Source organism: Bradyrhizobium icense, assembly GCF_001693385.1.
Taxonomy (GTDB): domain Bacteria; phylum Pseudomonadota; class Alphaproteobacteria; order Rhizobiales; family Xanthobacteraceae; genus Bradyrhizobium; species Bradyrhizobium icense.
Window position 1 is genome coordinate 1,027,180 of sequence record NZ_CP016428.1, and the last position, 18,863, is coordinate 1,046,042.

Annotated in this window: 16 protein-coding genes; 4 read left to right on the forward strand and 12 right to left on the reverse strand. The window is 60.8% G+C overall.

Annotated elements, in window-relative coordinates:
- Positions 1-28 precede the first annotated feature (28 nt).
- The 7 genes from LMTR13_RS04950 to LMTR13_RS04980 form a co-directional block, all read right to left on the reverse strand.
- Positions 29-2,599 carry an ABC transporter permease gene (locus LMTR13_RS04950; protein WP_065726917.1) on the reverse strand — a complete coding sequence of 857 codons (2,571 nt, stop codon included), beginning with the start codon at positions 2,597-2,599 and terminating at the stop codon, positions 29-31.
- A complete protein-coding gene (locus LMTR13_RS04955; RefSeq protein ID WP_065726918.1) occupies positions 2,596-3,309 on the reverse strand; it encodes an ABC transporter ATP-binding protein in 714 nt (237 codons plus the stop codon). Before LMTR13_RS04955 ends, LMTR13_RS04950 begins: the two co-directional genes overlap by 4 nt.
- A 39-nt stretch (positions 3,310-3,348) precedes the next feature.
- Entirely contained in the window at positions 3,349-6,435 is a 3,087-nt protein-coding gene (locus LMTR13_RS04960; RefSeq protein ID WP_065726919.1) for an efflux RND transporter permease subunit, read from the reverse strand.
- Positions 6,432-7,637 carry an efflux RND transporter periplasmic adaptor subunit gene (locus tag LMTR13_RS04965; protein ID WP_197521004.1) on the reverse strand — a complete coding sequence of 402 codons (1,206 nt, stop codon included), beginning with the start codon at positions 7,635-7,637 and terminating at the stop codon, positions 6,432-6,434. The genes LMTR13_RS04960 and LMTR13_RS04965 overlap by 4 nt, the downstream gene beginning before the upstream one ends.
- Positions 7,638-7,737: 100 nt before the next feature.
- Positions 7,738-8,592, reverse strand: coding sequence for a DUF3313 domain-containing protein (locus tag LMTR13_RS04970; RefSeq protein ID WP_065726920.1), 855 nt, complete (start codon positions 8,590-8,592; stop codon positions 7,738-7,740).
- A 47-nt stretch (positions 8,593-8,639) separates the two neighbouring features.
- On the reverse strand, positions 8,640-9,755 hold the full coding sequence (locus LMTR13_RS04975; protein WP_083218720.1) for an MBL fold metallo-hydrolase: 1,116 nt from the start codon (positions 9,753-9,755) through the stop codon (positions 8,640-8,642).
- Positions 9,756-9,843: 88 nt separating this feature from the next.
- Complete coding sequence (locus LMTR13_RS04980; RefSeq protein ID WP_065726921.1) at positions 9,844-10,746, reverse strand: DUF3108 domain-containing protein; 903 nt, start codon at positions 10,744-10,746, stop codon at positions 9,844-9,846.
- A gap of 543 nt (positions 10,747-11,289) precedes the next feature.
- On the opposite strand from LMTR13_RS04980, the gene LMTR13_RS04985 reads away from it, so the two are divergent.
- The 3 genes from LMTR13_RS04985 to LMTR13_RS04995 are packed head-to-tail and all read left to right on the forward strand — an operon-like array spanning position 11,290 to position 14,095.
- Entirely contained in the window at positions 11,290-12,498 is a 1,209-nt protein-coding gene (locus tag LMTR13_RS04985) for an alpha/beta hydrolase family protein (RefSeq protein WP_156795436.1), read from the forward strand.
- Positions 12,485-13,399: an SDR family NAD(P)-dependent oxidoreductase gene (locus LMTR13_RS04990; RefSeq protein WP_065726923.1), complete on the forward strand. Its 915-nt coding sequence runs from the start codon at positions 12,485-12,487 to the stop codon at positions 13,397-13,399. The genes LMTR13_RS04985 and LMTR13_RS04990 overlap by 14 nt, the downstream gene beginning before the upstream one ends.
- 54 nt (positions 13,400-13,453) lie before the next feature.
- On the forward strand, positions 13,454-14,095 hold the full coding sequence (locus LMTR13_RS04995; protein WP_156795437.1) for an FAD-dependent oxidoreductase: 642 nt from the start codon (positions 13,454-13,456) through the stop codon (positions 14,093-14,095).
- Between the two features lie 372 nt (positions 14,096-14,467).
- On the opposite strand, the gene LMTR13_RS42145 is transcribed toward LMTR13_RS04995, so the two are convergent.
- Entirely contained in the window at positions 14,468-14,827 is a 360-nt protein-coding gene (locus LMTR13_RS42145; protein ID WP_236843279.1) for a hypothetical protein, read from the reverse strand.
- 12 nt (positions 14,828-14,839) lie between these two features.
- Positions 14,840-15,463, reverse strand: a complete 624-nt coding sequence (locus tag LMTR13_RS42150; RefSeq protein ID WP_236843280.1) for a hypothetical protein — start codon at positions 15,461-15,463, stop codon at positions 14,840-14,842.
- A 119-nt stretch (positions 15,464-15,582) separates the two neighbouring features.
- Here LMTR13_RS42150 and LMTR13_RS05005 point away from each other — a divergent pair, with 119 nt between their 5' ends.
- Positions 15,583-16,218 carry a TetR/AcrR family transcriptional regulator gene (locus LMTR13_RS05005; RefSeq protein ID WP_065726925.1) on the forward strand — a complete coding sequence of 212 codons (636 nt, stop codon included), beginning with the start codon at positions 15,583-15,585 and terminating at the stop codon, positions 16,216-16,218.
- Positions 16,219-16,324: 106 nt separating this feature from the next.
- On the opposite strand, the gene LMTR13_RS05010 is transcribed toward LMTR13_RS05005, so the two are convergent.
- The 3 genes from LMTR13_RS05010 to LMTR13_RS05020 all read right to left on the reverse strand — a co-directional run bounded on the left by LMTR13_RS05010 (position 16,325) and on the right by LMTR13_RS05020 (position 18,297).
- Positions 16,325-16,645, reverse strand: a complete 321-nt coding sequence (locus tag LMTR13_RS05010; RefSeq protein ID WP_065726926.1) for a putative quinol monooxygenase — start codon at positions 16,643-16,645, stop codon at positions 16,325-16,327.
- 208 nt (positions 16,646-16,853) lie between these two features.
- The gene (locus LMTR13_RS05015) at positions 16,854-17,789 is read right to left on the reverse strand and encodes an NAD(P)-dependent alcohol dehydrogenase (RefSeq protein WP_065726927.1); all 936 of its coding nucleotides are present in this window, start codon (positions 17,787-17,789) and stop codon (positions 16,854-16,856) included.
- Positions 17,790-17,940: 151 nt separating this feature from the next.
- Positions 17,941-18,297, reverse strand: coding sequence for a hypothetical protein (locus LMTR13_RS05020; RefSeq protein WP_156795438.1), 357 nt, complete (start codon positions 18,295-18,297; stop codon positions 17,941-17,943).
- Positions 18,298-18,863: the final 566 nt, after the last annotated feature.

Genomic DNA, 18,863 nt, shown 5'->3' on the forward strand with positions numbered 1-18,863 from the left:
CGCCAGCCCTTTTCCCTTGAACTTCGCCTCACAAGTTCCGCAACACGCTGGCCGGCTTCTGGCTCAGAGCCAACAACGTGCCGGCCAGCCCCAGACCCACCGTGACGATCAGAGCCACAGCGACCACGCCGGCGGCGCTGCCGGCTTGCCAAGCGAAACTCAGGGTCATCAGCCGGGTCACGATCAGCCAGGCTGCGATCGAGCCGGTGATCACACTGAAGACCGCGGTGGCGAAGCCGATCATCAGGTATTCCACCGCATAGGCTCCGAGCAGCCGCACGCGCGTCGCGCCGAGCGTCTTCAGGATCACGGCGTCGTAGACCCGCTGGTGATGGCCTGCGGCGAGCGCGCCGCCAAGCACAAGGATCGCCGAGATCAGCGTCACGGCGCTGGCGCCGCGGATCGCCAGCGCCAGGTTGGCCACAACCGTGCCGATGGTCTCCAGCGCCTCGCGCATGCGCACGCTCGTTACCATCGGAAAGGCGTCGGCCACCTGCTTGATGACCTTGGCATCGTTGGCCGGGTCGGGATGTGCCTCGGTGAGGGTCGTGACATGGCTGTGCGGCGCGCCCTTGAACGCGTTGGGCGAGAACACCAGCACGAAATTGACGCCCAGTCCCTGCCAGTCGACGGTGCGCAGATTGGCGATTCTGGCCGGAATGTCGCGGCCGAGTACGTTGACGACGATATCGTCACCGATCTTGAGCTTTAGCCCGTCGGCGATCCGCTTCTCCATCGAGACCAGCGGCGGGCCCTGATAGTCAGGCCCCCACCATTCGCCCTCGACGATCTTGGAGCCCTTCGGGATCTCGCTGGTGTAGGTCAGGCCGCGGTCGCTCTGCAGCACCCATTCGGCGTCCTGCGAGGGCTTCATCTCCTCGGCCTTGACGCCACGGACCGCGACAATGCGTCCGCGCAGCATCGGCACGTCCTCGATCGTTGAGGCGGGCATGATCTGCTTCAGGAACGCGCCGAATCGGTCGGCTTCCGAACTGGGTATGTCGAGGAAATAGAATGCCGGCGCGCGCTCGGGGAGCGAAGCGAGGAACTGTCGGCGCAGATTGCCGTCGATCTGGGTGATGGTGACGAGCACCGCCAGTCCAAGGCCGAGCGACAGCACGACCGACGGCGTCAGTGCACCGGGCCGGTGGATGTTGGCAATCGCCAGCCGTAGCATGGTGATGTCGGATCGCGGCAGGCGGCGCGCCAGCGCCATCAGACCGGCGGCGACACCACGCAGCAGCCCAAACACCGCGACTGAGGACACGACGAACACGGCAGCGATCCGCTTGTCGTAGGCGAGCCCGATCGCAACCGTGACCAGGAGGACGGTCACCGCGGCCATCAGCGCCAGATAACTCCAGCGCGGGTGGTGCCATTCGCGGGCAACTTCCTCGCGAAACAGCGCCGCGACCGGCACGTCATGCACGCGGCCGAGTGGCCATAATCCGAACGCAAGCGCGGTCAGCAGGCCGTAGATGAACGACAGCGCCAATTCATCGGGATGCAGGGCAGGGACCACCGGCAGCGGCAGCAGCTTGCCAAATGCGCCGACGATAACGAATGGCAGGGCCGCGCCGGCGGCCAGGCCGATGACCGAGCCGACGCCCGCCAGCACGATCACCTGCATCAGATAGATCTGGAAGACGTCGCGCCCGGTGGCGCCGAGTGCCTTGAACGAGGCGATGACATCGCGTCGTCGATCAATGTGGCTCTTGACCGCATTGGCAACGCCAACGCCGCCGACCAGGAGCGCGGCGAGGCCGACCAGGGTCAGGAACTGCGTAAAGCGGTTGATGGTGCGCTCGAGTTGAGGAGAGGCATTGCTGCGGCTGCGGATCTCCCAGCCGGCTTCGGGTAGGGCGCTGCGCGCGCTCTCGATCAATTGGGTGGCGGCTCGCTCGTCGGACGCGTTGTCCGGCAGCTTGAGCCGGTAGATCCAACGCACGAGGCTGCCGGGCTGCAGTAAGCCGGTGGCGCGCAGGCTCGCGTCGCTGACCAGAACCCGAGGGCCAAGGCCGACACTGCCGGCGAGCTTGTCCGGCTCGGCGTCGACCACGCTGCGAATCTGGAGCGTGGCATTGCCTATCGTAATGCGGTCGCCAAGCTTGAGATCGAGGCGGGTCAACAGCATGGAATCGGCCGCCGCGCCGAACGCGCCGTCGCGCTCGGCCAGGACGTCCGCCATCGGCAGTTTTGGTGCGAGCGTGACGTCCCCAAGCATCGGGTAGTTGCTATCGACCGCCTTGAGTTCGACCAGCGCGAGCTTGCCGTCATGGCTCCGTGCCATCCCCCGCAGCGTGGCTGCCACCGAAACCTGCCCCCGCGCGCGCAGGAAGGCGATTTCCTCCGGCTTGGCCTCGCGCTGGATCAGCGAGAACGCCACATCGCCGCCAAGCAGTGTGCGGCCCTCGCGCTCCAGGCCCCCGCTGAGGCTGGCGGCGACGGAGCCGACGCCGGCAATCGCCATTACACCGAGCGCGATGCAGGCAATGAAGACGTAAAAGCCGCGTAAGCCGCCGCGCAACTCGCGCAGCGCATAGCGGAGAGCCAGCCAGGACGCGCGGCGTGGGTAGACTGGTTCGCAGACGGTGCTCATGAATGTTCCTCGATCCGGCCCGAGCGCGGCCGCACCACGGAATCACAGCGCTGCGCGAGCGAAGGATCATGCGTCACCAGCACCAGTGTCATGCCGCGCTCGGCATGTTTGGTGAAAAGCATGTCGACGATCTGCCCGCCGGTCGTTTCGTCGAGATTTCCGGTCGGCTCGTCCGCGACGAGGATCGCGGGATCGGGCGCAAGCGCGCGGGCGAGCGCCACGCGCTGCTGCTCGCCGCCGGAAAGCTGCGTCGGATAATGATGCAGGCGATCGCCGAGCCCGACTGAGGCCAGTTCCTGCGTCGCGCGCTTGGCGGCGTCGGGATTGCCGGCAAGCTCCAGCGGCACCGCGACGTTTTCCAGCGCCGTCATGGTCGGGATCAGGTGAAACGACTGGAACACGATGCCGACCTGGCGGCCGCGGAAGCGGGCCAGCGCATCCTCATCGAGGGCATCGAACGGCGCGCCGCTCACCACCACTTCTCCGCTGTCAGGGCGCTCCAGCCCCGCCATCACCATCAGCAAGGTCGACTTGCCCGAACCCGACGGTCCGACCAGGCCGATCGCCTCGCCCGATGCCACACGAAGGCTGATATCCTTCAGGATATGAACGCGGGCGGCGCCTGATCCCAGCGAGAGATTGACGTTCGTGATGGAGATGGTGCCCGGCTCGATGCCGGCAAGTCGCGAGGGTTCGACTAGACTGTCCACGGCTTGGTTCCTATGGCGCTTCCGCCGCTTGGGTTGAGACTAACCTGTTGCTTGGTACGCTTTGAATTTTCGCCAAAAGACGAAGCGTTTATGGAGACGCATGATCCACCTTTCGAATCCTTCGACGTAGGTGAATGCCACGGGCACGACCAACAGAGAGAGCGCTGTCGATGTCAGCAGGCCGCCGATAACGCTTATCGCCATCGACTGACGGAAGCTCGCGTCGGCACCAAATCCCAGTGCGATCGGCAGCATGCCTGCGATCATCGCGATCGTGGTCATGACAACAGGGCGCGCGCGCTTGTGACACGCGTCAACCAGCGCTTCATGCATCGAAAGGCCGCGTTCGCGGATACCGACGACCGCGTATTCGACCAGCAGAATGGAATTCTTCGCCACGATACCCATCAGCATCACAAATCCGATCATGACCGGAAGATTGAGTTGACTGCGCGCGATGAGCAGCGCGACGAAAGCGCCGCCGACGGAAAGCGGAAGCGCCGAGAGAATGGTCACGGGTTGGAGAAAATCCTTGAACAGCAGCACAAGCACGCAAAACATGGAAACAATGCCGATGACGATAGCCATACCGAAACCAGCCGCAAGTTCGCCAGCAAGCTCGGAATCGCCGGTTCGGATGAGATTTACAGCCGACGGTAGGTTCTGGATCGCGGGCAGAGCCATGGCTCTAGCTTGCGCGGTTCCGAGCGCCATGCCGCCGAGATCGGCCTCAACGGTTACGTAGCGACGGCGATCATAACGGTCGATTTGTGAGGGGCCGCTTTCAACCGAGATCGCAGCAACGCTCGACAATGGAACTGGACCGTTCCGACCATTCACACGCATGTTCACAAGCGTATCGATCTTCTGCCGCGCCGCGTCCGCGACACGCACCCGGATGTAGACCTGCCGGCTATCAAGATTAAGACGTGCGACCTGCGTGTTGAAGTCGCCACTCGTTGCTATTCGGACCACATCACCAATCGAGGCGGTGCTGACACCGCGATCGGCCGCCCGCAGCAGATCGGGACGGACAATGACCTCGGGACGTTCGAGGCTGGCTGTAGACTTGATATTGGTGAACCCGCCGACGCCTCGCAGTTCCTGTTCGAGCGCCTCCGCGCTGGCTCTGAGCGCCTCCACGTTGTCGCTTGAGAGAATGAATTGGATCTTCTCGCCGAGGCCGCCACTGCCGATCGCGAACCGCGCGCCGGGGATGGCGAGAAGCCTGGGGCGCACGAGGTTCTCGATCGCGACCTGACCTTCACGTTGGCCGCGGGGGGCCAGCATAAGGACCATGGCGCCTCTACGCACCTCGCCAGCTTGCTGCGCTCCCGGCCCCAGTTGTTGGGAGTCGCCGACCGTCGTGAACACATTGTCGATCCCAGGCACGTCCTTCAGCGCGGCGCGCACATCTTCGGCAACTCTCAGCGTGTTCTGTATCGAGCTTCCGGGAGGAAGCTCGATATTCACCGTCGTAGAACCGCGGTCCGCCGGAGGGATCAATCCGGTGGGGATCAACGGTATAAGCGCGAGCGAAGCGACGAAGAACAATATCGTCCCCGCCGCCGTAGTCTTCCGATGGCCCAGGCACCAGCTGACGGCCCGGAGATATGTTGTCATGAGTGGACCGTCCTTGTGCTCCGTCGACGGTCGTGACTTGAGCAGATACGCAGCCATCATCGGCGTGAGCAAACGCGCGACGAGCAGGGATGCCAGCACCGCGATGACCGCCGTCCACCCAAATTGCTTGAAGAGCATTCCAGAAATGCCGCTCATCAAGGCTGTGGGCAGGAACACGACGACCAACGTCATCGTCGTTGCGACAACCGCGAGCCCGATTTCGGTTACGGCTTCGCTTGCCGCCTCACGCATCGGCTTGCCCATTGCGCGATGGCGCTCGATATTCTCGATCTCGACGATCGCGTCATCGACAAGGATCCCGACGATGACCGCGAGCGCGAGCAGCGTCACGGTATTGAGCGAGTACCCCAGCCATGCCATTGCGGCGAAGGCGGGAAGGATTGATAGCGGAAGGGCCGCGCCGGCGATAAGCGTCGCGCGCCAGTCGCGCAGAAACCACCAGACGACAAGGATCGCCAGCAGCGCGCCCTCGTAGAGCATATGCATCGAGCCCGCATACTGCTCGCGCGTATAGTCGATCGAGCCCGAGATCTGCTTGATATGCAGCGTTGGATCGGTCGACTGTAGTTGCTCCATCGCCTTCCGAACCGCGTCGGCGATGCTCGCCTCATCGAAGCCTTTGGCTCGAAATATCCTGAATCCGACGACGGGTTCGCCGTTCAGCAAAGCGACTTGCGTGCGATCAGCGATGGTGTCTTGAACATCTGCAACCTGATCGAGGCGCACCTTGGGTGCGCCCGCGAGCGTGATCGGAAGCGCGGCAAGATCTGAGGCCTGGCGCACGATGGCCGTCGTGCGGACGGCCTGCTCGTTCTGACCTAACTGGGCCCGTCCGCCCGAGGATTGCTGCTGAACCTGGCGTAGTGCGCGCGAGACATCGGCTGCTGTGAGCCCAAGTGCGGCCAGAGGCACGGGATCAACCTCAACGCGCACCTCCCGCTGCACGCCGCCGACACGCTCAAAGCGACCTATGCCGGGCACGCCGAGGATTATCTTTGCGATGGTATCATCGACGAACCACGACAGGGCCTCTTCGTCGAAGCGCGTGGACGATATGGCATAGACGAGCAGGGCGTTGCTACCCGCCCGCTGCGCGCTGACAGTTGGTGGCTGAACGTCCAAGGGCAGTTCCGAACGTACACGGTCGACTGCGTCTTTGGTCTCGATCAAGGCTTCCGACAGATTCTTCTCGAGCACGAACTCGACCCGGATGGCGACCTGGCCGTCCGTGATCGACGTTCGCAGATGCTTGAGGCCGCCGAGCGTCGCAAGCGAGTCTTCGACTTTGCGCGCAACCTCCGTCTCGAGTTGGGAAGGCGCCGCCCCTGGCTGAATCAAGGTGACATTGACGACGGGCAGGTCCAGATCCGGAAAGCTCTGGATTGGCAACACCTTGAAGCCCCAGAACCCGGCAAGTGCCAAGACCGCGAACAGCATGATCGCGGGGATCGGATTTCGAATCGACCACGTCGCCATATTCATTGGTTGGAATCACTATCCTGAGCAGTGAAGACCGAACTGGAATCGCTCATCGCAGCCAATCGCACTATGTCGCCGTCCTTGAGGAAGCCGGCGCCCTGGACAACCACCCGGTCATCGACCTCAATGCCGGAAGTAATCTCGACATCGCTGCCTTGCCGACGCCCGATGGTCACGGCTTGAAGTGCTACACGTGGTCTCGAGTTTCCGTCCGCGATCTTGAGCACGTAACTGCGTCCGTCACGTATGACGACGCTTTCGGACGGGATCACGCGTGCTTGACTTTCGCCCAATATAACTCTTCCGCTCACATACATCCCGGCCCGCGCGCGACTTCCGGGCTCGAGATCGGCATAGACCACGCCGAGGCGCGACTGCGGGTCCAGAGAGGGCGCTGTCTGACGAACCTTTGCAGCGGCGGTGGCGCCGTCCGGCAACGCCAGGATAATGCGCTGACCCGGTACGATTTGCGCAAGTTGTGCGGCCGTGAGTTCGCCCCGCCATTCCAGGCGGTTCTGCCTGATCAGGCGGAACAGTTCCTGTCCGACCGGGACAACGGCGCCGAGCGTCGCCGTTCGTGAGCTGATGACACCGTCATCAGGCGCGACAACCTCGGTATATTTCAGTTGCAACTGCTTCGCTGCGAGAAGCGCCTCTGCGGTCTTCGCCTCGGTCTCCTGCTGCAAGGCATCCTTGTCGCTGAGAAAACCACGGCCCTTTAGGCTCGACGCGCGCTGCCAATTTGCTTCGGCCTGGTCATATCGAGCTTTCAACTGAGCTTCGTCCGCGCGCAACAGGTTCGGATCGAGCCGCGTAAGCACCTGGCCCTTCTTGACTTGATCGCCGACGTTTACAAGTACATCGGACAGCTGATAGCCGCCGATCTGCGCTCCGATATTGGCTTCTTGCCATGCCGCGATCGTGCCAGATGCTTCCATCGCCATGTCCCACGTCAGCTCACGGGGGATTGCGCTCGTGGCCGTCAATGCAGGGGCCTGTTGAACTGAAATGGTCGCGGTCGATGCGCGACGATTCACCATGGCAACCGCCATCACGGCGACCACAATTGCTGCAATCGCTGCCGCGGCAACAAGGAAGCCCCGGCGCCGACGCGGAGGAGCAGCGCCTTCGCCAGACGTTGCCAGCACGGGAAAGTCCACCGGTTCGGCTACAACAATCCTCCGGTTTGGCGCAGATAGGGACAAGTACCTTCTCCTCATTATAGATCGATCGCTCTAATTATAGGAGGCGACTTGCCCGAGTCAATGAAGGAGCCGGGTGGCGTCGTCGCGTTATTCAGCAGGATCAGTTCGACGCTGGAGGCGATTGCGCAGCCGTGCCCTTATCAGTCCAGTCGGGGGGGACTCCAATTCGCTCCCCGATCAGCCCCGCCACGCCTGGTGCTCTTCCAAATGCCTCGCAGGCGGCTTGCTTTGGCGCGCCGCCCAACGTGGTGCTTAGACTCTCCGCCGATGGGAGTGATGGCCCAGTGCCGAACGGACTGTTACCAGAGACGAGCAGTTTGCTGAAGTCGGCGCCAAATGCGCTCGCGAGATCGTATGCGTCTCCGTCCGCCGACACCCGTCCGGCGCTCGTGAAGGAATTCGCTCCGCGTCCCCACACCATGGCGGCTTTCTGCTTGCCGCGAAGGTCCTTGGCCTCAGCCTCCACCGACAGGCTTCCCAGTCCGATAGGAATGCGTGGAACGGGCACGGGTACCCCGGGGAGGAGGATGGTCGGCACCACGGACACGACCTTGGATGCGCCCGCCGCCGCGGGGTCTGTTGGAGCAGCGTGGGTGATAACGGCGTGCGCGATCAGATCTGATTGTTCAGCCCCGCCGACGATCTGAAACCGTTCGCTCAATCCAACGCACACTGCCCGGTCTATGGCATTGCCGATGAGTCTGCGCTGGTCCTCCGAGAATGGAACGCCCGCCGCAGCAGTCGCGGAGAAGCGCGTCGGCACAAGCCGAACGGTCTTCGCTGCAAGGACATAGTCCTTATCCACGCGGAGGACAGATTTCGTGAGAACCCCATCCGAAGCCTTGAGATCATCGTAGGTCGCGAGCGATCCTGCCCGATTGAGCGGCGCTGTCGCGCAACCCGCCGTTACTAGGCACAGTGCTGCTGCAAGCGCTGCCCGTCTAACAGGTGACATCTTTGTAGACTCCGAAGAATACCAATGAGTGGGCGGCTGCAGTCTTCTCAGTTCGCGCGATAGATTCGTGTTTCTCCTTCCCGGAGAGTGATGAACGAGGTCTCATCTATGCCAGCCATCCTGATCGCGGCGGCCAGGTCCACCAGCGGACGGTCAATTGCTTCCGCAGACATCTGAAAGGTCCCGTGGTGCATTCCGATGCTTTGCGTGGCGCCAAGGTCTCGATGCGCCTGGACAGCTTCAGCGGGATTCATATGCATAGGGCTCATGAACCAGCGTGGCTCATATGCACCGATGCCCAGCATCGCGACGTCGGGAGTCCCAAGTCGTCTCCTGATGTCAGAAAAGTGGGTGGAATAGCCCCCATCTCCCCCAAAATAGACCCGGCGATCACCATCCTGAATCAGATAGCTGCCCCAAAGGCTCCTTTGACGATCCCGGATCCCGCGCGCCGAAAAATGCTGTGTCGGTGCGAAGGTCACTTTGCAGCCTGGCCTGATTTGGAGCTCCTCCCACCAGTCAAACTCGCAAACATTGGTAAATCCGATAGAGCGGACCAATTCTCCGTCGCCAGCGGCCACCAGCACGACTGGCGAGAACTTCTGCTGAAGACAACGCAGCGTACCTATGTCCAGGTGGTCGTAGTGATTGTGGCTGATCAGGATGAGATCGATGCGCGGCAATTCATCGATGGCCATGCCGGGCTCCCTGACGCGCTTTGGACCGAGCCATTGGATTGGACTTGCACGCATCGACCAGATGGGATCGGTCAGAATGTTCAAGCCTTTGCACTGAATCAAGAACGTGGCGTGATTCACGAAGGTTATGGCAATGTCATTGGTGCCGCACATCGCGCGCAGCCTGGGCACTGACGCATTCTCCACTGCATCTGGCCACCGGCTTCTCTTGTCAAAGATCATTTTCATCGCGCTCGAAAACGTAGGCGCGAAACCCGTTGGAAGAGTGGGGTTATGGAAGCGTCGCCCGTCAAAGTGGTCTGAGACTGGCCACGTCTTGGGCGCCCGCACTCGAATCTGATCCGGCGATCCCTGATCAGCGAATTCATGCGTCGTCTCGTCAGACGCCAAGAGCGTTGCCGAGCGCGCTTGAAGTGAGCCATCCGAAGTGAAGTTCAAGGGCGCCTCCCGTTCGATATCGATCATAGATCGATTACTCGATCTATACAAGAAACGTATATATGCGCGGTTAAAGTTTCTAGCTTGGACGAATAGCGAAGTTGCCGGGCGTTCTTTATCTTGAACCAGAGCTCGAAAGTTGTGTGAGGCGAGCCTCGAGCGTCATGTAGCCAACCTTCGCTGAGAGCGAGACGGGGATATAAATCCTCTGCGCATCGACCACTCCGAACGCCAGCTCGACGTCGCCGAGCGCTCCATTCGGCCTCTTGGCCTGTGAACTGCTCTCGCTGCGCATTTCTCCCGCGATGGGTGTTATCCGTAGCTCGCAGACCGTAAGCGGCCCAACGTAGGGGCCCTTGTTCGCCATGCGCGTCCCCTTGCTCTTCAAAGAGACGTCAAAACGGCGCCGGCCATCAAAGACCGGCACCGTGCGATCGCAGACTCCGGCTTCACTTTTCCCGTCCTGAGCAACCGCCGGCAGCAATAGAGCGCTCAAGGGGTCGGTGATATTCTTGAGATGCTCTAACGTGACGGGAACGTTGATGTTCTCTGATTTGGCGGGCGGATCGATCGACATTGCGCTGACCTTCCCATCTGACATGGTCAGTCCAATCTTTTGCACTCGTTGGCTTCCTTGATGGGCAAGGTCGAAAGTCGCGGGAATAAGGCGGCCCCGCTTGTAAGCGCCGCTCGACACTGCCTCTCCAGTCGCCGAACCCATCAGCCTCGCCGCTCCGGATGTCCGATAGTTGACCCTGACCTTGTAGGCGCCGCCCCGCACGGCAGCCAGGACGTCGGCCTGCGCAATGGTGAGGCCTGCAAACGCCACCTCATAGGCAGCGCGGATATCGCCGTCTTCAGCGGCCGAGGGTCCTGTAGAGGACGCATAGAGAATGACGGCCCTGATGGTGGCCCTCGTAAGCAAAGCCCGGACCGCCGCGCCGGCTTTCGCCCAGGGTAAACGACGCTCTGGAAGGAAGCTTTTCGTTGCAGGACAAAAACCCATAATCGTTTCCATTTCTATTACTAGAGCGATCGATCTATCTAACTACAATGTGTTCGCAAAATGGCCTTTACGTTAGGTTGCACAGAGCGCGCCTTCTTAATGAGAACGGTGAATTGTGAGGCGCTCGACCTGATCGAGGGGTGGGAGCCATAATTAGAACAATTGATCTAATATATGTTGACGCGCGTGGGTTTGGTTGATAATTGATAGATAGTACGCTCTAGTAATATGAGCAACTGCGTAATGCGTAAATTGGGATGAGTGGCCCCGAATGCATCTGCGAACAACTTCGGGTGTGTCCAGATGGTGCCTCGCATCCGTGTTGCGGGGCAAAGGCATCATCCGTCGGGTGACCGCGCCGGAGATCGAAAATACTTGCCGCGGACTGAAACCATGGCCCCCGGGCCGCACGAATTAGGCGCCCGCATAGTCTCCAATGTTTGCTCTAACTCGCTCGCCCAAATGGACTTCGAAATCTCCCCGCGTCTGCAACGAGAAACCAAACGATCGCCGCGCGCACCTCTCAAGGACATCATCTCCCAAGGAGCAAAGGACATGAGACGTCAGCTCAATGCCGTATTACTGGCGTGCCTCGTCGCCGCGCTTCCAGCGAAAGGCGCGGATGCGCAGGTTGCTATTGCCAAACAAGAGGTGGCGCCCTTTCGCACCGTCGACTTTGATTGGGTCGATACTTCTCGGGGACGCCGAGTCCCTGCGCGCCTGTATTGGCCTGGTGAAGCATCTTCCGGCCGGGTGCCGTTGATCGTGTTTTCACATGGTATCGGAGGTACCCGCAATGGCTACACCTATCTTGCGAGACAGTGGGCCGCACACGGCATCGCCAGCCTGCATGTTCAGCACACCGGCAGCGACTCTGGGGTTTGGTTCGGCAATCCCCTTGGGATCGTGAATCGCCTTCAAGCCGCGGCACAGGACGGCGAAGCGGCAGCGCGGGCCGTCGATTTGCAGTTTGCGCTCGACCGCATTCTCTCCAACGCGAGTCCCTATGCCGGCCTCATTGACCAGCACCGCATTGTCGCCGCAGGGCATTCGTACGGGGCCAACACCACATTGCTGGCTGTCGGCGCGCGGGTCATCCGTAATGGACGGTGGGTCCAGTTCCGCGATCAACGCTATCGGGCTGCGATCGTGATTTCCGCGCCGCCCTTCTACGGCGAAAAGGACCTGACCGGCGTGCTCGCCAATATCAACGTGCCGACTCTGCACGTGACGTCTACCGAGGACATCATAAGAATTCCGGGCTTTTACTCGCCCGCCAGCGATCGCGTGGCAATCTTCAACGCAACTGCCAACCCGCGAAAGCTGCTGGCCGTGTTCCAAGGCGGGTCTCATAGCATGTTCACGGATCGCCCTCTCGTCGGAGGCCCGGCGCTGAACCCGATGGTCAAGGAGGCCACAGCAGATCTGACCCTCGCATTCCTGGACTACGCCTTCAGAGGGCAGGTGACCGGTTTGAGCCATTGGAACGCCACCTGGCAAAACATTCTCGCCGAGCCTCCGGCAGGGACGTTGGTTGCCGCTACGCCAGCGCAGAAGCTTTTGCAGCCGCCAGGGCCCGGGAGGTCAGCCGCCATGATCACCGAGGTGAGCGCCGAAGGCCGGATCGCGCCTGGCGACGATAGGAGCTCTCCGGCAGCGCGCTGTGCGCTGCGCCGCATGAGCTTGCTCAAGGGCTCTTCTGCCTGGGCCGGCGGAGCAGCCTGCACAGATCAGAATGGGACGATAAGCCATGGACCAAGCTAAACCGCAGCGCGTCGTTGTCATGACCGGAGCCACAGCCGGACTTGGCGCTCATGCCCTGCAGCACTTTGCCGCCCAGCCCGACACGCGAGTCATCATCGGTGCCCGTGGTAGCGGGCGAACAGTGCCAAGTGGCGTCGAGGTCACGCCGCTCGATCTGGCCTCGCTCGCCAGTGTCCGGGAATTTGCAGATGCAGTGACGCGGCAACTCGGGGACGCCCGCATCAACGTTCTGGTCCTCAACGCCGGCATCCATGGGTCGGACGCCAAGCAACAGAGCGCGGAGGGCTATGGCCTGACCTTCGCGGTGAACCACCTTGCCCACTATCTGCTGGCCCGGCTCCTGCTGCCGCATATGGCCGATCACGGCCGCCTGCTGATCACTTCGAGCAACATGCACGATCCTCCCCTCAAGCGGATCGCGCCTAAGACGCTCGACCTGCAGGAGTGGGCCCACCCGACCGAAAATGGTTCCGGCGTGGGCATACGCTCCTACACGGCTTCAAAGCTATGCAATCTGATGACGGCGCTGTCCTTCGCCCAACTCGACGAGGCGAAGGCTCGTCAGATCAGCGTCGTTGCCTTCAATCCCGGACTTACCGGCGGCGTTGCGGGGCGTGACGCGTCCGCTTTGCAGAGAGCGTTCGTCAAAGTCCTGACGCGTACGGTCTTTCCGCTGATCGGCCTGTTCCGTCCCGAGTTCGTCATGAATACACCCGAACACTCCGGCAAAATGCTCGCTGACGTCGCTCTAGGGGCAATCACCCCGCCCGACGGCCGGATTTACATTTCCCTGGTCAAGGGCGAACCGACCTTTCCCGACCCCTCCGAATTAGCGCGAAGCCGGGACGGTCAGGATCGACTGTGGCGCGAAAGCGCAGCCATGGTCGGCCTCGAATCATAAGTGCCTTTGGTCAAGACAAAACAGACCAGGAAAACAAGGAAGCAAGTACCACGTATGAAAATCACCTTTACGAGAAAGGTCCACGAATACGACGACGTCTACTCGTTTTTCTTCGATGCAACCGGAGTCAAATATAGAGCTGGTCAGTATACCCATTTGAGGGTCGGCGGTGCGCTCGACTTCTTCCTTGGCTCGATACGCGAGCTGTCCTTCGCTTCAGCTCCTGGAGATCCGGAGCTCATGTTCAGCATGCATGTCGGCTCAAAAAGCAAATTCAAGGAAAAAATGAGCGCGCTCCAACCAAACGATAAGATCAGCCTGTTTGGCACAGGCGCACACATCAAACTGCCTGAAAGCAGACCTGCAAGCTTGGTTTTCATAGCGGGCGGAGTGGGGATGACACCCTTCCGCTCCATGATCTTGGAAGCACACAAGGCGGGCAACTATCCGATGACGCTGGTTCAGGTACAGCGAGGCGATTTCCTGTATCGCAAGGAGTTGAAGCCGCTTGTATCGGACTATAATGCCGTCCGTCCGGAGGCGTTCGTCGATACCGTCAAGAATGTGGCGAGAGGCCGGAGCGATGATGTGATCTTCTATGTATGCGGCTCGAGCAGGCTCATTGCATCTGTCGTTGAAGCCCTAAATGAAGCTGGTGTTGAGAAAGACAGCATACAGATAGAAAATTACAAGTAGGGAAGCTCGGACAGAGGCGCACCAGTGAGAGGCGCACCAGAATGAAGGCGGCCTGTGCCGCAGCCACTCAAGCGCGGTTGCCTGGCCTCAATCGATCGCCACGCCTACCACCGGCGATCCTTCTTCGGGGTGGCATCATTGCTGCGAGCGGTGGCTTCGCGGCCATCGCCATCGCACTCTCGGTGGCACGGGCGCAGGAGGCGAGGGGCGTCGCCAACTATGGTCCGGTGGGCAGAGCCCGCGAGGTCGGGCGCGCAATACTCTTTGGGGCAGATAGCTTCGTGCTCATGGCCGATACTTCGGCACGACAGGCCCGTGCATGCGCTCTGTTTTGCTCCGACCGGGCAGCTTCACGCGAGAATGAAGGAATATTCAGCGCGCGATGATCAGGCCCTTGCTGGTCACGACCACCCAGCGGCCGTCCTGCTTGCGAATGGCATCGACACGGCCGAGGCCGGGCACGGGGTCGCCGGCATAGACCTCATACATGCCGCCACGACTTTCGATCAGTGCGATGCCGTTGGCGACGTCCCGCAATATCCAGCCTTCGACGGTCGGCGGCCGTGCAAGTTCGGGCTTGGGCGAAGGCAAAGGAGCGGGTGCGGCTGCAGCTTGCTGCGGCATCGATCCAGTCACGTCCTTCGCGGCAAGCGGCGCGGCGGCAGCCGTCGTCGCGGACGCCTGGGCGACGCGCAGCTTGTCGACGGTTTCGCTGAGTTTGGCGAGTTTCACGGCAGGCTCGGCCTACGCCTTCTCGACCTTGTCGAGGCGATCGCTGGCCTTGTTGAACTGGGTGGCGTCCGCCTTGGCAGTATGATCGATGCTCGCCTTCAGAGCTGCGATATCTGCATCGATCCGCGCCACGGAGGCCTCCAGCGCATGGTCGTTCGCCGGCGCCGCAGCCGAAACCGCCCCTCCGGCCATCAACTTTCCAATGCCTGCGGTTGCCAGCCCGCCGCCAATCGCACCCGCCGCCGTCGCCAGCGCCAGTACGGCGGCCATCGCTCCGAACCGGCGCTTGCCGGACGATGCTTCTGCCGGCGCAGCCTTTGCGCCGGCGCCGAGGCGGTCGCCAGGCGACATGATCGTCACGTTACGGGGGAAGCGCAGTGCTTCCGGCTTTCCGGTGTCGATCGCGGGAGCTTCACCCTGTAACGCTTCAAGTTTTGGCGCTTCAGTCGCGACGGCCTCCACCTTGGGCGCGTCGGGCTTCGGCGAGGTTTCTTCCTGGTTGGACGCGAATCTCGCGGTCTCGACCTCAGCCGCGGCCGCCGCCGGCTCGCTGGGCGGCGGCACATCGGGAGCGGCTGGGCCTGCGCCAAGGGTTCCGGTTTCACCGCTGCTGGGCCGGGGTTGCTGATCGCTCACGTAGGATCCTCCGGGATTGAATATCTCTAATACTAGATTGATCAATCTATCTATCAAATGTGTTCGCATAGTGACCCACTCTATGATAGACGGAGCGCTCTAAATTAAGGTAGGTGACTATGAGGAAACTCGATCCGGTCAAGCACGAAGAGAAACGGCAGCAAATTCTGCAAGCTGCAGCACGCTGTTTTGTGCGGGACGGTTTTAGAGGCGCGAGCACGTCCGACATTTGTGCAGAGGCCAAGATCAGCCCCGGACACCTCTACCACTATTTCCCGAGCAAGGAGGCGATCGTCAGCGCCATCACCGTATTCGGACTGGCGATGGCCACCGAGATCTTCAGCGCTATCGCTCAAGGGCCCGACGTGGTCACGGCGCTCCTCGCAGAGCTGGAGCGCGGGATCTTCGGCGGCGACCGTTCGAAGGGGACTTTCATGCTCGATTTGCTTGCGGAATCCGCCCGTAATCCCGGGATCGGCGAAATCCTGCGCGAGCGTCATTGTGAAATTAGGGCGTTGCTCGCGAAGCTCTTGCAGGAAGGCCAAGAGCGCGGCCAAGTCGATGTCGACCTGGATCCGGACTTGGCAGCGTCGATCCTCATCAGCTTCATCGATGGCGCCAAGGCGATGACGATCCGGGATCCTGGGCTGGACGCGGCGAACACCACCGAGATGCTAAAGATCGCTATCTCGCGCTTCCTGCGGCCTCCATCGAACAAGGCGTCGGCGAAAAAGCGCCAGCATCGCGGTGTGTAGGCTGGGATGCAATTCCAATTCTACCGATCATTGCCAAGGGCGTTGGGTCTTCCTACGATTGCAGCCGGGAGAAGAGCTGTTTCCTGGCCGAGGGCCTCGTGCTGGGTCAATTGGCCCTGGGAGCTTTGTTCGTTGAGCGGCACAACGTCGCCTCATAGACTTGGGCTTCATAGGATTCCAGAAGAGGTTTTCTCCTGTCATCAAATGCCACATAATGCGGCATGTTGATGTGGTTTTCCAAATCTTTCAAGGTCTCCCACATCTCGAATACGAACATCTCTTGTTCGTTTTCTAAAGAGGGATAATGGGAATAGGCTAGATTTCCGTTCTCCTTCCTTGTGTTTTTTACATTGTCCATCACGAAGGACAAAAGCTCATCCCGCTTTCCGGGCTTGAGAACATACTTGACCGACACGACAATGGTCACTTCAAACTATCCCTTCAAGCAACGTCATCGTTAAGGAGAATGCGTAGATATTGGTATCATGAAATAACGCTGTCAACGCATGTGTTCGCCGGCAAGCTCGCCCTACGCCGCGTTGAACTTAATGTATGCAGCGGTGTCGAGCCAACGCGGGTCTGATGTGCCCTCGGGATCGTCAGGAAGGATCAAGATTGAGGATCAAGATCGTGTCCTATGTTTTCATCAGCAACACGACCTTGCCGGACAGCCTTGGTCCTAGTTCCGCTTTCGTCAGTGTACTCAGAGCGTCTTCGAAGCGCGCCTCCACGCCAACGGCTGGCCTCAACGCACCCTTGCAAGCAAGTTCAGCGATTGCCGAGAGGTGCTTGATTCCCATGGTCGCGAAGGCGAGTTTATAGCGTCGCGACACCATTCCTCGAATGAGCCTCGGGGCTGTCGGATTGATATCGACGAACACGCCGTCGGGGTTGAGCATTGAAAGGCCGTCGCCAACACCGAGCGTTCCGAGGGTATCGAACACGGCGTCGAACTTTTCGCCATTAAGGTACGCACTCTTGTTGGAGTACGCGAATATCGGCTGGACACCCGCCGCGCTTGCGCTTGCCATGGAGGTGGGCCCGCTTGTCCCGGCAACGCGTGCTCCGTGGGTGATCGCCAACTGCACGGCGGACGAGCCGACCGCGCCCGCGCAGCCATTCACAAATATACTTGAGCCAGGCCGTGCTCGAGCTCGGTCGACGACCGCAGCCCAGGCGGTCATCGCCGGAATGGGAAGGCAGGCTGCTTCGGCAAAGGAAAGCTGCGGGGGCTTCTTTGCTACAAGATTGGCGTCCAGGGTGACCTGTTCCGCGAAGGCGCCCGACTTCTTGAAGTCCATGGTGCCGAAGACTTCATCCCCGACACGAACAGTGGTGACGTCGTTTCCGACGGCCTCGACGACCCCGGCAGAATCGGTACCCATCCCTTTCGGAAATGACCTATTCATGAAGAGTTTCATCGCCCCTTGGCGAAGCTTCCAGTCAAAGGGATTGATCGCCGCGGCCCGGACGGCAACGCGCACGTGGTTGCGCCCAAGCAGAGGTAAGTCGAACTCTCCGAAATGCATTTCCGCAGGTCCGCCGTAACGGTCGTATTGTACTCTTCTCATCGTAGCTCTCGGTTGGTAGTTGAAGATTAGTCCCGGGCTCCGGCATCCTTGGCACTAGAGGCCGCGCGCGGCAGGCTGCGACCTCCAGGCGATGGCAGGAGCGCCTCGGGCGGCGCTGCCGAGCGCCGCGAATGAAGCCGCTACTAAGCCTTTAGCGGCTGATCTTCAGGTCAGGCTTGTCCCCTTCCCAAGCCTGAAGCCCTCCAGAAATCTCTTGGAACCGAAGGCACTTCGACATCGTGGTGCCGGAGAGGCACATTGCATCGCCTTTGACCGTCCAGGTGACGGATTGCGTAAACAGCGTCGCACGTATGCTGCCGGTGCCGTCCTTGTTCAGCGTGAGCTTGAAGCTCCTACCGTTTGGCGAATCGGCCGACCAGGGAGCGCCGTCAACGAGAATCGCGACCGCCTTCTGCGGCGGCAGGTACGCCTGCCCCGCGGCGGCAAACGCGGGGATTGAGGCAAGAATTGCGGCGGCTGCCGCTGCGAGCTTTAAGTGTGTTTTCATGTGGATGTCCTTCTTCCTTTGATCTGCCTGAAGTGCGGCGGCAGGCGCCGCATTTTGCGAGCGTCTCGCGAGGTATGTGTCTTCTCGAGGGACTGAGCGAACGGATGATCGCATGCGGCCTGCGCTGCCATGAGGATCGGCATAAGCAGGGCAGGCGAGGGCCTCTGAACAGACTTCATCGATTTAAAACTACGTTCTTCGAGAGAGACTGGGTGGAGCGCCGCCCGTCCGGGGAGGTCTGGGACTCGTTTTCCTCAAAAAGACCAGACAGGCGACGCTCCGAGGCGGACCTTTTAGGCAGATCGAGTGCCTCGTCAATAAAAATAGACTGATTGCTCTATAATTATTTCGTGATCTGCCCGATCTTGTGGTTCTCTCCATCACTTGTTTATGCATCGTCTAAGAGAGTTTGAAGATGGTCGGAGGGGCACGCGCCGAGCGTATCCCTCCATAGGGGCTCCTGCCGCGCAGGTGACCGGGTGGCACATAGCGCCTTTTCAGAGCGATCAGTCGAATCAAAACGGGATGCCTGGGACCGGCAGACCCCCACGCGCAGTCGCCCGATC

Coding starts and splice junctions, on each gene's coding strand:
- LMTR13_RS04995 (WP_156795437.1), top strand. CDS start 13,454: ATGAAAATCACCTTTACGAGAAAGGTCCACGAATACGACGACGTCTAC.
- LMTR13_RS04975 (WP_083218720.1), bottom strand. CDS start 9,755: ATGATCGATATCGAACGGGAGGCGCCCTTGAACTTCACTTCGGATGGC.
- LMTR13_RS04990 (WP_065726923.1), top strand. CDS start 12,485: ATGGACCAAGCTAAACCGCAGCGCGTCGTTGTCATGACCGGAGCCACA.
- LMTR13_RS04985 (WP_156795436.1), top strand. CDS start 11,290: ATGAGACGTCAGCTCAATGCCGTATTACTGGCGTGCCTCGTCGCCGCG.
- LMTR13_RS05015 (WP_065726927.1), bottom strand. CDS start 17,789: ATGAGAAGAGTACAATACGACCGTTACGGCGGACCTGCGGAAATGCAT.
- LMTR13_RS05005 (WP_065726925.1), top strand. CDS start 15,583: ATGAGGAAACTCGATCCGGTCAAGCACGAAGAGAAACGGCAGCAAATT.
- LMTR13_RS04970 (WP_065726920.1), bottom strand. CDS start 8,592: ATGTCACCTGTTAGACGGGCAGCGCTTGCAGCAGCACTGTGCCTAGTA.
- LMTR13_RS04980 (WP_065726921.1), bottom strand. CDS start 10,746: ATGGAAACGATTATGGGTTTTTGTCCTGCAACGAAAAGCTTCCTTCCA.
- LMTR13_RS04960 (WP_065726919.1), bottom strand. CDS start 6,435: ATGAATATGGCGACGTGGTCGATTCGAAATCCGATCCCCGCGATCATG.
- LMTR13_RS04950 (WP_065726917.1), bottom strand. CDS start 2,599: ATGAGCACCGTCTGCGAACCAGTCTACCCACGCCGCGCGTCCTGGCTG.
- LMTR13_RS05020 (WP_156795438.1), bottom strand. CDS start 18,297: ATGAAAACACACTTAAAGCTCGCAGCGGCAGCCGCCGCAATTCTTGCC.